This window comes from Novosphingobium terrae, assembly GCF_017163935.1.
In the GTDB taxonomy this organism is placed as follows: Bacteria; Pseudomonadota; Alphaproteobacteria; order Sphingomonadales; family Sphingomonadaceae; genus Novosphingobium; species Novosphingobium terrae.
Genome location: NZ_JABVZR010000001.1, coordinates 3,578,300 through 3,593,450 on the forward strand (window position 1 = coordinate 3,578,300; position 15,151 = coordinate 3,593,450).

Sequence of the window (15,151 nt, forward strand, 5' to 3'; positions counted from 1 at the left end):
GGCTAATCACGCCGCCCCCTCACACGCTGCCCTGAAGCACCAGAACCAGCAGAACGATGATCAGAATGGTGCCCAGACCCACCGGAGCATAGCCCCAATTGGCATTGTAGGCCCCCGCGCGAGGGAAGGAGCCGCCCAGCCACAAGACGAGCAGCACAATGAGCACGATGGTCAGCATAGGTCCATCCTTTCCCGTAAAAGATCAGTGATGTCGGTTAGCGGGGGATGGAATGTTTACCAAAAGCGGATGTTCCATGGCGGGATTGGCGGCGCTGGCTGGCCGGCCCATCCCGCCAGCCAGCGGCTTGCCGCAAGACCTCTTGTATCAGGACCTTGCTCTCCCCACTCTGGGAAGCATGACAGCCCCCGTCCCCCTCTCCGTCCTCGATCTGGTCCCCGTCAACGATGGGGGCAGCCTGAGCCAGGCGCTGGCCAATGCCGCCAGCCTGGCCGCCCATGCCGAAAGCGCCGGATACCACCGCTATTGGGTGGCCGAGCATCATGGCATGCAAGGCGTAGGCGGCGCGGCGACATCGGTGGTGCTGGCCCATGTCGGTGACGCAACGAAAACCATCCGCATCGGATCGGGCGGGATCATGCTGCCCAACCATGCCCCTTTGCAAATCGCCGAGCAGTTCGGCACTCTGGATGCGCTGTTCCCGGGGCGCATCGATCTGGCGCTGGGGCGCGCTCCCGGCTCGGACGGGCGGGTGGCGATGGCGCTGCGCCACGGCAATCCGGAAGAATTCCCCCGGCAGGTGGTGGATCTGCAGAACTATTTCGCGGGCGATCCGCGCATGGGCTTTACCGCCGTGCCGGGCGCGGGTGCTGCGCCCGAGATGTGGATTCTGGGCTCCAGCACCTATGGCGCGCAGCTGGCGGCGGCTTTGGGCCTGCCCTATGGCTTTGCCTCGCATTTCGCACCCGCCGCTCTGGATGACGCGCTGGCGGTCTATCGCCACCAGTTCCAGCCTTCCGCCGTGCTGGACAAGCCGCATGTGACGGTGGGCTTCAACATCTTCGCCGCCGATACGGCGGAAGAAGCGCGCTTTATCGCCACCTCCATGCAGCAGAAATTCGTTGCTCTGCGCAGCGGTCATGGCAGCGGCCCCTTCCGCGCGCCTCTGGAGGGGTTCTATGAGAATCTGCCGGTGCATCAGCGCGCCATGCTGGACCAGATGCTGCAATGCACCGCCATCGGCACGCGCGAGGATGTGGCGAAGAGCTTGGCGGCGTTGCTGGAGCGGACTCAGGCCGATGAGGTGATCGTCGCAGGACAGATCTTCGACCATGACGCGCGGCTGAAGAGTTATTCGATCGCCGCCGAGGCTATGGAGATGGTGGGGAAAGCTTCGGTTTCGGTTTGAAAGTAAGAAGAAAGGGAAGATGCGAGGGTGTTACACCCTCGCGCTCCCATTTGTGTCTGCGTTGCGTCTTGATCTCAGCCGAGGATGCGCATTCACAGCCTGGCGGGCTTTGACTTTGCCAGCCCAGCCCAGCCCAGCCCAGCCCAGCCCAGCCCAGCCCAGCCCATCGTCCAGATATTGACTGCCTGCGGCGCATCAAGAGCCGCTAATGCATATTCTGAATTGCAAAGCGGACTGTCCGGACACGACAACATTGCAGACATCTTATGAGGTTGACCATGAGATAATTTTTCGTTCTCATGGGGTATGTCTGATGAGCTTTCCACCCAACAAGAAGAGCAATGGTGTGCGGAGCAGCGGGCCAATGTGGTTGCCTATCTCGCCTTCGAGAAGTGCCCTTCGACCAGTGTTGGTGAGTGGCCGGCATGGCATGTCGCGCCACTCATATCGATTTGGGCGGTTGAAAGTGTCAAGGCCCCCGGATGGGTCGGTTGGTGGGCCGTATCGGGTGATTTTCCAACGGATTACATCGAATGCGGGGCAGAGCGTCATCCTCGTCAGGGGCTACGCGATATTGGGCTTCGCTGGCAAGAGGCAGCAAAGCGCTGGCGAAGCGGGGAGGAAGTTGAAGGCTGGCGAATGGGAGATGGCGAACAGCCTCGGGAGTTGGCTCCGCTGTTGGCTGAGCGCGCGATGATGTTTCTGGAAATTGCTGCCGACGATGAAAATTGGGCGGAGGAAGCTTAGTCCGCTTCCCCTAACTTAGCCGCCATTCACCTCCCGCGAAGCGGCCTACAATAGCTGCCACACCACCTCCTGCTTCTGAGGCCGCACCCATGGCGCGAGGCAGACAATAAAGGGATTGCAAAGGGCGATGGCCCTTTGCCCGCCGGAGGCAAACCCTTCAAACCTCCTTCAAATCCAGTCCCGCCACTTGAACCACAGATAGGGCACCACCGCCGACAGCACGCATAGTCCCAAAGCATAGGGATATCCCCATGCCCATCCCAGCTCGGGCATGTTCTTGAAGTTCATGCCATAGATGCCCACGATCAGCACCGGCGGGATGCCCACCACAGAGGCCACCGTCAGCAGCTTGACCACATCGTTCTGCTCGATGCTGATCAGCCCGGTCGCGGCATCCTGAATCAGCTGGATGCGGCCTGAGAGGCTCACCTCGAACTCATCCAGCGAGACGATGTCGTGGTTGATCGCCGTCAGCCTGTCATTGATGTCCTGCTCAAGCTTGGGGGTGCAGCGGTCACCCACGAAGCTGGCCATGCGCCCCATGCTCAGGAACATGTAGCGCACGCGCGAGGCGCGATCATTGGCGCGCCCGATGGTGCGGATCGTCTTGCGCAGCACGCGGGTTTCGCGGGCCAGACCGCCGTCCCCCATATCCTCGAAGAAGACGGTGCGGGCCACCTCGCCCACCAGTTCGGCGGCATGTTCGAGGTGATCGGCGGCGCGGTCCACCGCCGCTTCCAGCAGCATGACCAGCGCCATGGAGGGCGTCAAACCCTTGGCCTCGCCCGCTTCGGTCATCACGCCCTCGAACACGCCGAGCGGGGCGTAGCGCACCGTCACCAGCACGTCAGGAGAAAGGATGAAGCCGGTGGGCGCGGTTTCCCAACGCTCGGTGTCGGTATGGGCCAGCATGGGGACGCTCATATAGAGCGTGTCGCCATCGGCGCGCAGGCGGCTGCTGGCTTCGATTTCGCGCAGAGCCGCGCGGTCGGGCACCTTGATGCCATAGTCTTTGGCGATGCGGGCGATCTCGGCCTCATCGGGGGTCAGCAGGTCGATCCAGACCGGTTTGGCGGCGTCAGAAGGAATTGCAGTCAGCATGGATCTTCCGTTTCTTCCTTATCCCCCGCATGCCAACATCTTGAAACGCCGAATGTTGCGCTACAATGAAAAAGGACCGGCGAGGCCACCCCCGCCGGTCCTTTTTTACGTCCTGCGATCGGTCAGCGGGCGCCCAGCCAGTGGGAGAGGCCATCGACCGGCGCCGGGGTCTTCGCGGTGAAGCTGGCCGCCTCATCCATCGAGCCCTTGCCGGTGTAGACCGCCACCTGCGGATAGGCATAGACCGGACGGCTGCGCGGCGGCAGCTTGGGCTGAGGCGGCATCATGCCCGGAGGCGGGCCATCGGCAGGCGGCGGGCCCTTGGCCATCATGCCGGAGGGCGCCGTGGGCTGGCCCTCATGCGTCTGCCCGGCGCGATGGGCCAGCATCACCTGAGGGGCGGCACCATCCTCCACCCAACCCATGATCCCCGCCAGCATCGGGAACTCGCTGGGCCCGTCGCCGCCCGAGCAATGGCTCATGCCGGGGAAGAGGAACAGCCTCACCGAGGCATCGCGCTTCGCCTTGCCGAGCTTGAGGCCGATGCGCTCGAAATAATCGAGCGTGCCCAGCGGGCTGATATGCGGATCGCTCCAGCCGTGCCACAGGATCAGCTTGCCGCCATGGGCGAAGAAGGCCGAGAGATCGGGGTTGGTGGCATCGTACAGCGCGCGGGCCGGTTGCAGCCTGGCCAGCATCGCATCGTCGAAGGGGAAATCCGCGATGGTGTAGGGCGTGGCCGGATTGGGCGTGAACATCACATGGTTGATGGCATCGAGCGCAATGCGGCCCGAAAAGATCGGCATGCCGGGGCGCGGCGGCACGAAAACGCCCACCCAGTTCAGCTCGCTGCCCGGCTGCAGCGGGGCGACCTCCAGCAGGCGGCCCTTGGCGTCGCGCGCGCCGCCGAAGATCCGGCGCACGGCCTCGACCTGAACGGCGGTCAGGCATTTGCCTGCCTCATAGACGCCCTTGCAGAGCAGCGGCGCGGGGTTGAAACGGCACAGGCGCGGATCGGTGATCTGGCCATCGGCCAGCCCGTCGAGCTTATCACACTGGCGCAGCACCTCGGCATGGATCGGATTGACATCCACGGCGGTGATCAGCGGCTGGCCATCGGCGCCGGTGTTCACCCTGGCCAGCCAGGCGTGATGGAAGCTGTTCTGCATATGGAAATTCATCGCCGGAGCCCCGGCGGTGATGCCGTCGAAATCATCGGGGTAGCGCTGGGCGGCGATCAGCGCCTCGCGCCCGCCATCGCTGCATCCGGCGAAATAGGCATATTTCTGCGGCTGGCCATAGAAGGCGCGGATCAGCGCCTTGGCCGCCAGCGTGGTGGCATGCACGCCGCGAAAGGCGAAATCCTCGCGCTGCTGCTGGTTGTCGCCCCAGGCAGTGTCATTGCCCTGATGGCCCATATCGGTGCTGGCCAGCGCCAGCGTGCCATCGGTGGCCGGGGTGCAATCCTCCGCCTTGGAGACATCGATGCGCAGATTGCCGCACAGGCCGCCGCAGCCGGTCTGCAGGAAGCGCTGGCTCCAGCCCTGAAGCGGCAGGCGCACCTCATAGGTGATGGCCGGCGCAATGGTGCCGGTGAGCTTGCAATAGGGATGATCGCCAGAGACCTGCGTGGCGGTGATGGACGTTTTGGCGCCTGTGGCAGCGGACAGATCGAGCTGGGCCAGACTCTCGCAGCTGCGCAACGGCGCCACGCCGGCCAGAGCGGGCGCGGGCGCGGCTTGAGCCGGCGCCGCCAGCCCCAGCATCACGGCCAGCGCCACCATCATGGCAGTCAGCCACCCTGCCCCCTTGCGCAGGCTGCCCGGCCTTGCCGGTGTTGCTGCTCGAACCATCATCGTCCTCCCTTGTGCCGATCCCATCGTACCTTGTCTGCACCGATGGGCGCGGCGCATCAATCGCCCGGCCCATCGGAATTTTGTCGCAATCCATAGCATCAGCGAAAGGAGGCCTTGCGCGCCAGACACACAAACGGCGGGCCTGCCTGAGCAAGCCCGCCGCCTGATGGTCAGTCTGGCAGAGACTTACTGGCGATGGGCCACTTCAGCCGCCGCAATGGTCGTCAGGTTCAGAATCCCGCGCGCGGTCACGCCAGGCGTCAGCACATGGATCGGCTTGGACAGGCCCATCAGCATCGGCCCCACGGTGGGCGAGCTGGAAGAGGCCGCCAGCGCCGTCAGCGTGATGTTGGCAGCATCCAGATTGGGCATGACCAGCAGGTTGGCCGGGCCTTCCAGCGGGCTGTCGCCCACCAGCGTCTCACGCAGGCGCTGCGAGAGCGCGGCATCGGCATGCATTTCGCCATCGACCTGCAGATCGGGCGCCTGCTGCTTCACCAGCTTGAAGGCGGCGCGCATCTTGCGCGCGCTGGGGCTGTGCGAGGAGCCGAAGTTGGAGTGCGAGAGCAGCGCCACGCGCGGCGTCAGGCCGAATTGCGCGACATGGCTTGCGGCCAGCACCGTCATTTCGGCAATCTGCTCCGGCGTGGGATCGGGCACCAGATGGGTGTCGGTGATGAACAGCGCGCCCGCATCCAGAATCAGGCCCGACAGCGCATAGACGCGCTGCAAGCCCGGCAGCGGATCGATGATGCGCAGAATATGTTCGATCTGGCTCCAATATTCCGACTTGCCGCCCACCAGTGCGGCATCCACCCGGCCCGTGCGCAGCAGCATGGCTGCCGTCACCGTGGGGCGGCGATAGACATGGCGCGGAATTTCCTGCGAGGGCACGCCCTTGCGCGCGGCGATCTCGCGATAGGCCTCGACCAGCGGGCGCAGGATTTCGTGATCGGTCTCAGGATCGATCACCTCGACATCGCGGTCCAGCGCGAAACGCAGGCCCAGTTCGGGCATGAGTTTGGAGAGGATGCGGCGGCGGCCCACGATGGTCGGCTTGGCCAGCCCTTCGTCCAGCACGTCCTGAATGGCGCGCAGCACGCGCTCATCCTCGCCTTCGGCATAGACCACGCGCTTGTTGGTGCCGCGCGCCGCCTCGAACACCGGCATCATCAGATGGGTCGAGCGCAGGTTCTGCTCGGCCAGCGAGCGGCGATAGGCGTCGAGATCGATCGTCTTGCGGGCCACGCCGCTGTCCATCGCCGCCTTGGCGACAGCAGGGGCGATTTCCGAAATCAGGCGCGGATCGAAGGGCGTGGGGATGATGTATTCCGCGCCGAAGGTCAGGCGGCGGCCGCCATAGGCCTGGGCCACGCTCTCATGCGCGGGCAGGCGCGCCAGCGAGGCGATGGCCTCGGCCGCGGCCGCCTTCATCTCCTCATTGATCGCCGTGGCGCCGACATCGAGCGCGCCGCGGAAGATGTAAGGGAAGCACAGGACGTTGTTGACCTGATTGGGATAATCCGAACGTCCGGTGGCCACGATGGCGTCGGGGCGCTGCTCGCGCACCACCTCGGGGCGGATTTCCGGCTCGGGATTGGCGAGCGCGAAGATCAGCGGCTTTTCGGCCAGCAGCGGCAGCCATTCGGGCTTCAGCACGCCCGGCGCCGAGAGGCCGAGGAACACATTGGCGCCCGGCAGCACTTCGGGCAGGGTGCGGGCGTTGGTTTCGCGCGCATAGCGGGCCATGTTGGGGGCCATGCCCTCACGCCCGCTGTGGATCACGCCATCCTTGTCGGTCAGCGTGACATTCTCGATCCGCAGCCCCATCGAGACCAGCAGATCGACGCAGGCCAGCGCTGCCGCGCCCGCGCCGGAGGTGACCAGCTTGACCTCGGACAGCTCCTTGCCCTGAAGCACCAGCGCATTGCGCACACCGGCGGCCACCACGATGGCGGTGCCGTGCTGATCGTCATGGAACACCGGAATGTTCATGCGCTTCTTCAGCTCGGCCTCGATGAAGAAGCATTCGGGGGCCTTGATGTCCTCAAGGTTGATGCCGCCGAAGGTGGGCTCCAGCAGGGCCACCGCATCGATGAACTTTTGCGGATCGGTGGTGTCGACCTCGATGTCGAACACGTCGATGTCGGCGAATTTCTTGAAGAGGACCGCCTTGCCCTCCATCACCGGCTTGGAGGCCAGCGCGCCGATCGCGCCCAGACCCAGCACCGCCGTGCCGTTGGAGATCACGGCTACCAGATTGCCGCGCGCGGTATACTCCAGCGCCTTGTCAGGGTCGGCGGCGATTTCGGTGCAGGGGATGGCCACGCCCGGCGAATAGGCCAGCGCCAAGTCGCGCTGGTTGACCATGCGCTTGGTCGGCTCGATGCTGAGTTTGCCCGGCTTGGGATAGCGGTGGTAATCGAGTGCGGCGCGGTAAAGCGTATCGTCCATCTTCAAACCTTGAGCAAGGGCAGCAGGATACCCGGCAGGAATGCCCGGCAGACACGCAAGCGGGCCAATGCGTTAAGACACATGCCTTATGCATACGAACCCGCCGCGCGAGTCAGGGCCTTAACCCATTCATCTTGCCGAGGCGAGAGCGAACCGACACGGTTTTTACGCTTGGTTCGTTGCAGTTTTTGCGCCCATCTGCGCGTGGTATGCAATCATGCTGCACTTGGCTGCGCCTTGCCGCCCCGGCCCGGTCCGGCGTCTGATCGTCAGGCCAGCGCCGGCCTCAGCAGACATTTTTCCAGCAGGCGGCGGCAGCGCCGGGCCAGCGGCATCTCCAGCCAGCGGTAGCACAGATCGGCCAGCAGCACCGTCATCCCGGTGGACGCTACGAACAATGCCAGACGGAAGGCAATCTGTATGGCACCGGCTCCGCTGCGCATGGGGTCATGCCCGATCAGCAGCAGCACAGCTTCGCGCAGCCCCTCGATCACGGCGAAATGCAGCAGATAGCCGGAATAGGACGCCCGCCCGATCCGCGCCAGCCAGCGCCACCCCAGCAGCGCCGGAAACCACCCGCGCCCCGCCGCCGCCATGGCCACGCAGCCGACCCCCAGCATCGTCGCTGCGGAAAAGATGAAGGCGCCGCGCCCCTGCCCCATGCCGTCGCCCGAGAGGATCTTCTGCACCACCTCGATGCCCTGCGCCCCCAGATGGTGGTTCACCACGGCATAGACCGCCACCAGCAGGGCCATCGCCATCACCCCGAGCATCATCAGGAAAGAGGCCTGCATCGCCCCGATCTTTCGCCGATACAGCGCCAGCAGGCAGCCCGCCGAGAAGGCATCGAAATGCAGGAAGGAGATATGCGCCGACTGGTTGAAATGCTGCAACTGGCCGATCAAAGCGATGCGCCCCAGCAGGCACCCCACCACCACCCCGGCCAGACAGCGCTTGAGCGCGCCATCCGACAGCAGCACGATGGCGATCCCCGCCAGCGCATAGAACTGCATCTCCACCGAGATGGTCCAGAGATGGGTGGTAGGCACCACCGATATTTCGGGATGATCGAGCAGATAGAAATTATAGGTGAAGCTGGCCTGCGACAGGATCTCCCACGGGTCATCCGGCCCCGGGAGCCAGAAGGTGATCAGCCCGGCCAGTGCCACATAAAGCCAATAGAGCGGCATGATGCGCGCCGCGCGACGGATGTAGAAGCCCGCCAACATCGCCCCTTTCGTCGCGGGTTGGGCCGCACCCGCCACCGGCGCGGCGGCGCGGATCGAAAGGGTCACCACAAAGCCCGAGATCACATAGAACACCCAGACCCCCAGCCAGCCGAAGGGCAGAATATCCGTATGCTGGGCGATCACCGCCGCCATCGCCAGAGCGCGCAGGGCATCGACCCGGTCGTAACGCGCCCCATCGCCCGGCACCGCAGCGCCGGACGGCGAGGCCGCAGCATGAGGCGCGCAAGGGGGCGACACCACCGTCAGCCGCGGGCTTGTCAGCATGGATTCCATCGCAGCCCCTTCCCGGCCCGCCAGCCGCCCCTTGCGGACCGGGTCTGGCCATCTTGCCGCCACGCCCCGCCGTCCTCCGCTGGCTGGGGGGCGCCGCAGAACCCTTGTGGCCTAACATCCCCCCTCGCGAAGGGAACGGCACGAAACCTCCGAAGCGGAGCGATGGCCCGCGAAACCCTGCCCAGCCCGCGCTAAAATGCCCAAAGCGGATGCTTCATGCGCTCAAAACCACGCCTCAAGGCGCCGCGATCCCCCCGAATCCCAACCTGCTCATGGCTTGACGGGTATGCCCCGCAAGCGCACAGGAGCATCCCCAAGGTGCTCGCCAGGCCTTTGGAACCCAAGGCCCTGTGGGAACGGGAGTTTGCCCCGTGCATTCCCTTTTGCAGGATCACATGCATCTTACAGAGCAGGACAAAGCCTTCGTGTCAGAACAAGAGCAAACGGTCGACCTTACCAATTGCGATCGTGAGCCCATTCATCTGCTGGGGGCCATCCAGCCTTCGGGCTTCCTGCTGGCGCTGACCTCGGACTGGCTGGTGGCCCGCGTCTCCGCCAACATCGGCGAGTATCTGGGGGTTTCGCCCGAGCAGCTGATCGGCCAGCCGCTGGCCGATTTCGTGCCGCGCGTGCTGATCCACAATCTGCGCAACCGTGTGGCCTGCCTGACCAACCCCGATATGGTCGAACGCATGTTCGGCGCCACCTTCGCCGAGGATGAGCGCTTTTTCGACATCGCCATCCATGTCTCGGGCGGCCAGATCGTACTGGAGGCCGAGCCCGGCGCGCAGCACAATGGCGACGCCAATGGCACGGTGCGCAGCCTGATCGTGCGGCTCGATGCCCAGCCCGACCTGCCCTCCTTCTACCGCGAGGGCGCCCGCCAGATCCGCGCCCTGCTGGGCTATGACCGGGTGATGGTCTACAAATTCGCCCCCGACGGCTCGGGCGAGGTGGTGGCCGAGGCCTGCCGTTCGGGCATCGGCAGCTTCAAGGGGCTGCATTACCCCGCCAGCGACATTCCCCAGCAGGCCCGCCAGCTCTATAAGCGCAATTTACTGCGGCTGATCCGCGATGTTCACGCCCAGCCGGTGCCGATCGTTCCCGCGCTCGATGCCAACCGCAAGCCTTTGGACCTGTCGCTGTCGGTCCTGCGTTCGGTCTCGCCGATCCATATCGAATATCTGAAAAACATGGGGGTCGAAGCCTCGCTGTCGATCTCCATCGTGGTCGATGGCGAGCTGTGGGGCCTGTTTGCCTGCCACCATTACGCCCCACGCGCGCCCAGCTATGAATTGCGCTCCTTGAGCGAACTCTTCGCCCAGATGTTCGCCATGCGGCTGGAAAGCCGGGAACGCCGCGAGCTGGTGGACTATGAACGCCGCGCACGTGACATTTCCGATCAGCTGCTCAGCGCCGTGGCCTCGGATGAAACGCTGCTCAACGATCCCGACTGGCTGGGTGACATCCTGACCAATGCCATCCCTGCCGATGGCGTGGGCGTATGGATCAACGGCGGCTATGCCTTCTCCGGCATAACGCCCCCCACCGACGATTTCCGCCGCATCATCCGCGCCCTCAACGGCACGGCGGCGGGCAAGGTCTATGCCACCGATCATATCGGCTCACTGGTCGATGGGGCGGAGACCTTTGCCGAACTGGCCTCGGGCCTGCTGGCCATCCCCATTTCGCGCTCGCCGCGTGACTATGTGGTGCTGTTCCGGCGCGAGATGCGCTCGCAGGTGCGCTGGGCGGGCGATCCGCACAAGCCGGTCACCTATGGCCCCAACGGCCCGCGCCTGACCCCGCGCGAAAGCTTCGCCGAATGGCATGAGCTGGTGGAGGGCAAATCCACGCCCTTCAGCAACTCGCAGATTCGCGTGGCCGAAACCCTGCGCGCCACGCTGATCGAGGTGGTGCTGCGCCTGGCCGACGAGGCTACCGCCCATCGCCATCAGGCCAATGCGCGGCAGGAATTGCTGATCGCGGAACTCAATCACCGCGTGCGCAACATTCTGGGGGTGATCCGTGGCCTGATCCGCCAGTCGCAGCCCGATGAGGAGGCGGTGAAGGATTTCGTCCGCGTCGTCGATGGCCGCATCCATGCGCTGGCCCGCGCCCACAACCAGATCACCGACGACCACTGGGGCCCCGCCCCTCTGGAGGCGCTGATCGAGGCCGAGGCCGCCGCCTTTGCCGCCGACAAGGAAAGCTCGATCCTGTCGGACGGTCCGCCGATCCTGCTCAACCCGCAGGCCTATTCCTCGATGGCGCTGGTGGTGCATGAGCTGGTCACCAACTCCACCAAATATGGCAGTCTTTCGGGACAGGGCGAAGTCCATATCAAATGGTATCGCGAGGAAGCGGGCGATCTGCGCTTCGAATGGGTGGAAAGCGGCGGCCCGCCGGTGCAGCCCCCGCGCCGCAAGGGCTTCGGCACCACCATCATCGAGCGTTCGGTGCCCTATGATCTGGGCGGCACGGCGGACATCCGCTACGATCCGGATGGGGTGAAGGCGCGCTTCTGCATTCCCGCCCGCCATGTTTCGGAGCGCAAGAGCTTTGCGGGCAAGAAGATCCGCATCCCCCACGCCCATCCGCAGGAAAACTTCTCCTTCACGCCCAATTTTCTGTCGGGCAAATCGGTGCTGCTGGTGGAAGACAGCCTGATCATCGCGCTGGATGCCGAAGATATTCTGGTGCGCTTCGGCGCCTCCATCGCGACAGCCTCCACCACCGAGGCGGCGCATGACATTCTGGACGATGTGAAGCCCGATCTGGCGATCCTCGACATCAATCTGGGGGACCGCAACAGCTTCGGCATCGCCAGCCGGTTGCTGGATATGGGCGTGCCCTTCTTCTTCGCCTCGGGCTATGGCGAGCAGGCGCAATTGCCGATGGAGCATCGTTCGCGGCTGGTGGTGCAAAAACCCTATACCACGGCCAACATCGGGCGGGCGATCGTGGAGCTTTTGGGGCTGGAGAGCGAGCCGGAAGTGGTCGGCTAAGGCAGGTCAGGCGCTCGGCATATCCGTAGCGTCCCCTAGGGGAACATTCGGAAGAGCCGCAGCGCCTGAGGGGTGGTTAGCGGGGCAATGATGAACATGGCCCTAACCAAACATGGGCGGAAAGCTTAATCGCAAATCCTTGCTTTTTCAGGATAGCGGCAGCGCCGGCCCGGACTCCATTCGACGCGAAGCCCCTTATGCCACCAGTCCCTTGGCCGCCACGACGCTGCCGTCGAGAGCATCGAGCGCGCCGACCAGCAGCCGGTTGGTCAGCGCGGACCTGCTCCCCCGTTTTGCGTTGAACGATGGCTGCTTTCCGCATTCCAAAACCGTTCAGATGAGGACGCCCAAAGAGCCCTTGCCGCTTCGACGCCACGGGACAGCTCCGTCCCCGCGTCGACCGGCAAAGACAAGGTGCGATCAAAACGCTCGCCTGATTTTCTCGGGCGTTTTTACTGTCAGGAGGATTTATGAAACTCGCCATTGCGACTCTCGCCGTTGCTGCCAGCCTGATGACCGTCGGTGTCGCCAGTGCCCAGCCCGGGCCGTGGAACCCCGGGGCTTTCTGGCGCGGCGCTCCCGACAATCCCTATGAGCGCATCCACTTCCTGCGCGACCGCGTGGGCAATGGCCTGCGTGACGGCAGCCTCGACCGCCGCGAGGCCGCGCGGGTCAACCATGAGCTGGACGGGGTGGATCAGTGGATTCACCGCATGCATTGGGAAGACGCCGGCCGCCTGACGCCGGGCCAGCGCGCCCAGGTGCAGGGCCGCCTCGACGGGATCAGCCGCCAGATCCACTGGATGCGCCGCGACGGCTTCTGACGCCAACATGCCCTCCCGCCGGCTTTGACCGGCGGGGGTGGCTATGGGCAGACATGATGGAATGGTGAGCCCTGCTGGATTCGAACCAGCGACCTACTGATTAAAAGTCAGTTGCTCTACCGACTGAGCTAAGGGCCCCACCGGGCGCCGGGCCGGTTTACACCGCATCGGCGCCATCGTTGCGAGGCGTTCCCCTAGGGGCACGCGCCCGCGCGGTCAAGCGGCTGTGAAGATGTCTGGGGGTAAAGCCCGTCAAAGGGTCTCGCCACGTTGCCGCAATCGCCATCGCCGGGGCCAATACGAAGCCTCGCTCGCGGTAGGCGCCATGCGGCACGGTCAAGGCCTGACGCCCCGTCCCGCCCGAGCGCCAGCTGCCGCCTTCCCACAGCACGATGTCCAGATCCAGCACCCGCGAGCCCCAGCGCCGCGCCCGCCTGCGCCCGAAAGCAGCCTCGATCCCCTGCAGCACCCCCAGCATCGCCACCGGCCCCAGCGAAGAGCGCACCAGCGCCGCGCCATTGGCATAGCGCCGCAAGCTCGGCCCCAACGGAGCGCTATCGATCACCGGCGCCACCTCCAGCACCGTCACCCCGGCCTCACGCAAGGCCTCCACCGCCGCGCCCAACACAAAGCGCGGCCCGCCATAACGATGATGCCGCTGATTCGACCCCAGCGCGATCAGATAGAGCCAGCCCCCGCCAGAGCCCTCAACCGGCGCCTCAGATATCCTCAACGAGGCGGCCATAAAGCTGCGGGCGGCGATCGCGGAAAAAGCCCATGCCCGCACGGTGCATCGCGGCGCGGCTCAGATCCAGCGTGGCGGTCAGCACGCCGACATCCTCGCGGCCGTAATCGCCCAGAAGATCGCCCCATTCGTCGCTGATGAAGCTGTGGCCGTAGAACGTCTGGACGGTGTTCTCGCCCTCCACGCCGATGCGGTTGCTCGCCACCACCGGCATGCAATTGCTCACCGCATGGCCGATCATCGCGCGGCGCCACATGCGGCTGGTGTCCAGATTGGCGTCATAGGGCTCGGAGCCGATGGCGGTGGGGTAGAACAATACCTCCGCGCCCAGCAGAGCCATCGCCCGCGCGCATTCGGGATACCACTGATCCCAGCAGACGCCCACGCCGATGCGCGCGCCGAAGACGTCCCACACCTTGAAACCGGTGTTGCCGGGCCGGAAATAATACTTTTCCTCATAGCCCGGGCCGTCAGGAATATGGCTCTTGCGGTACGTGCCCATGATCTCGCCATCGGCATCGATCATCGCCAGCGTGTTGTAATAGTGATGCCCGTCACGCTCGAAAAAGCTGGTGGGGATCGCCACGCCCAGCCCCTTGGCCAGCTTCTGCATCGCCAGCACGCTGGGATGCTCCAGCGTAGGCTTGGCCAGAGCGAACAGCGCCTCATCCTCCACGGTGCAGAAATAGGGGCTGCTGAACAGTTCCGGCGGCAGGATCACCTGCGCCCCCTCTTTCGCGGCCTGCTCCACCAGCGCGGAGACGGCGGCAATGCTCTCCTGCTCATCCCACGAAGGCAGGGCGAGTTGCAGGGCGGCGACGGAAAGCGTGCGAGTCTGGGTCATGGCCCGTCTCCTATGCCCCCTCTGTTACAAAGTCTATCGCGGGGCGCCTGCACTTAACGCCCTCTTGCGAAACCGTCTCATCATCGCCACTTGGGCCCAGCCCCCCCAAACGGAGATTCCCCCATGGCCGACACTGCCACCCTTCCCCAAGCCATCGTCGCCGGCGGCTGCTTCTGGTGCACCGAGGCCGTGTTCCGCATGTGCGCCGGGGTGGAAAACGTGGAAAGCGGCTACATCGGCGGCTCCGTGCCCAACCCCACCTACAAGCAGGTGTGCAGCGGCGCCACCGGCCATGCCGAGGCGATCCGCATCACCTATGATCCCTCGGTGCTATCCTATGGTGATCTGCTCGATGTGTTCATGGCCACGCATGATCCGACGCAGCTCAACCGTCAGGGCGGCGACATCGGCACGCAATACCGCTCGGCGATCTTCCCCCTGTCGGACGAGCAGCGGGCAGAGGCTTCGGCTGCGATCGAGCGTTCGCAGGAAGATCACAAGCTGCCCATCGTCACCACCATCGAAGGCCCCGCCGAGTGGTATGCCGCCGAGGACTACCATCAGGACTATTGGGACGGCGAAGGCCAGCGCAACCCCTATTGCATGGCCGTAATCCCGCCGAAGCTGGCCAAGCTGCGCAAAGGGTTCGCAGCCAAGGTGAAGGAAGGCGCAGAAGGTTAAA

12 protein-coding genes and 1 tRNA gene are annotated in these 15,151 nt (G+C 64.8%); 5 read left to right on the forward strand and 8 right to left on the reverse strand.

Annotated elements, in window-relative coordinates; all coding sequences use genetic code 11:
• Positions 1 to 19: 19 nt before the first annotated feature.
• Positions 20 to 178, reverse strand: a complete 159-nt coding sequence (locus HGK27_RS16045) for a DUF3309 family protein (protein WP_206241832.1) — start codon at positions 176 to 178, stop codon at positions 20 to 22.
• Between the two features lie 178 nt (positions 179 to 356).
• On the opposite strand from HGK27_RS16045, the gene HGK27_RS16050 reads away from it, so the two are divergent.
• The gene (locus tag HGK27_RS16050) at positions 357 to 1,367 is read left to right on the forward strand and encodes an LLM class flavin-dependent oxidoreductase (RefSeq protein ID WP_206241833.1); all 1,011 of its coding nucleotides are present in this window, start codon (positions 357 to 359) and stop codon (positions 1,365 to 1,367) included.
• Between the two features lie 306 nt (positions 1,368 to 1,673).
• Positions 1,674 to 2,114 (forward strand): DUF4826 family protein, encoded by a 441-nt coding sequence (locus HGK27_RS16055; RefSeq protein ID WP_206241834.1) that lies wholly within the window; start codon positions 1,674 to 1,676, stop codon positions 2,112 to 2,114.
• Positions 2,115 to 2,282: 168 nt separating this feature from the next.
• Here HGK27_RS16055 and HGK27_RS16060 read toward each other — a convergent pair whose 3' ends face one another.
• The 4 genes from HGK27_RS16060 to HGK27_RS16075 form a co-directional block, all read right to left on the reverse strand.
• Positions 2,283 to 3,215, reverse strand: coding sequence for a magnesium transporter CorA family protein (locus HGK27_RS16060; protein ID WP_206241836.1), 933 nt, complete (start codon positions 3,213 to 3,215; stop codon positions 2,283 to 2,285).
• A gap of 122 nt (positions 3,216 to 3,337) precedes the next feature.
• The gene (locus tag HGK27_RS16065; RefSeq protein WP_206241838.1) at positions 3,338 to 5,071 is read right to left on the reverse strand and encodes a tannase/feruloyl esterase family alpha/beta hydrolase; all 1,734 of its coding nucleotides are present in this window, start codon (positions 5,069 to 5,071) and stop codon (positions 3,338 to 3,340) included.
• A 186-nt stretch (positions 5,072 to 5,257) separates the two neighbouring features.
• Entirely contained in the window at positions 5,258 to 7,525 is a 2,268-nt protein-coding gene (locus tag HGK27_RS16070) for an NADP-dependent malic enzyme (RefSeq protein ID WP_206241840.1), read from the reverse strand.
• Between the two features lie 269 nt (positions 7,526 to 7,794).
• Positions 7,795 to 9,039: an acyltransferase family protein gene (locus HGK27_RS16075; RefSeq protein ID WP_206241842.1), complete on the reverse strand. Its 1,245-nt coding sequence runs from the start codon at positions 9,037 to 9,039 to the stop codon at positions 7,795 to 7,797.
• 404 nt (positions 9,040 to 9,443) lie between these two features.
• On the opposite strand from HGK27_RS16075, the gene HGK27_RS16080 reads away from it, so the two are divergent.
• Positions 9,444 to 12,056, forward strand: coding sequence for an HWE histidine kinase domain-containing protein (locus HGK27_RS16080; RefSeq protein ID WP_206243287.1), 2,613 nt, complete (start codon positions 9,444 to 9,446; stop codon positions 12,054 to 12,056).
• Between the two features lie 470 nt (positions 12,057 to 12,526).
• Positions 12,527 to 12,880 carry a hypothetical protein gene (locus tag HGK27_RS16085; protein ID WP_206241844.1) on the forward strand — a complete coding sequence of 118 codons (354 nt, stop codon included), beginning with the start codon at positions 12,527 to 12,529 and terminating at the stop codon, positions 12,878 to 12,880.
• A gap of 62 nt (positions 12,881 to 12,942) precedes the next feature.
• Here the strand turns inward: HGK27_RS16085 and HGK27_RS16090 are convergent.
• The 3 genes from HGK27_RS16090 to aguB form a co-directional block, all read right to left on the reverse strand.
• Positions 12,943 to 13,018, reverse strand: a tRNA-Lys gene (locus HGK27_RS16090).
• Between the two features lie 19 nt (positions 13,019 to 13,037).
• A complete protein-coding gene (gene folK / locus HGK27_RS16095; RefSeq protein WP_241127229.1) occupies positions 13,038 to 13,613 on the reverse strand; it encodes a 2-amino-4-hydroxy-6-hydroxymethyldihydropteridine diphosphokinase in 576 nt (191 codons plus the stop codon).
• Positions 13,600 to 14,469: an N-carbamoylputrescine amidase gene (gene aguB / locus HGK27_RS16100; protein ID WP_206241848.1), complete on the reverse strand. Its 870-nt coding sequence runs from the start codon at positions 14,467 to 14,469 to the stop codon at positions 13,600 to 13,602. Before aguB ends, folK begins: the two co-directional genes overlap by 14 nt.
• 123 nt (positions 14,470 to 14,592) lie before the next feature.
• On the opposite strand from aguB, the gene msrA reads away from it, so the two are divergent.
• Positions 14,593 to 15,150, forward strand: a complete 558-nt coding sequence (gene msrA, locus HGK27_RS16105) for a peptide-methionine (S)-S-oxide reductase MsrA (protein ID WP_206241850.1) — start codon at positions 14,593 to 14,595, stop codon at positions 15,148 to 15,150.
• Position 15,151: the final 1 nt, after the last annotated feature.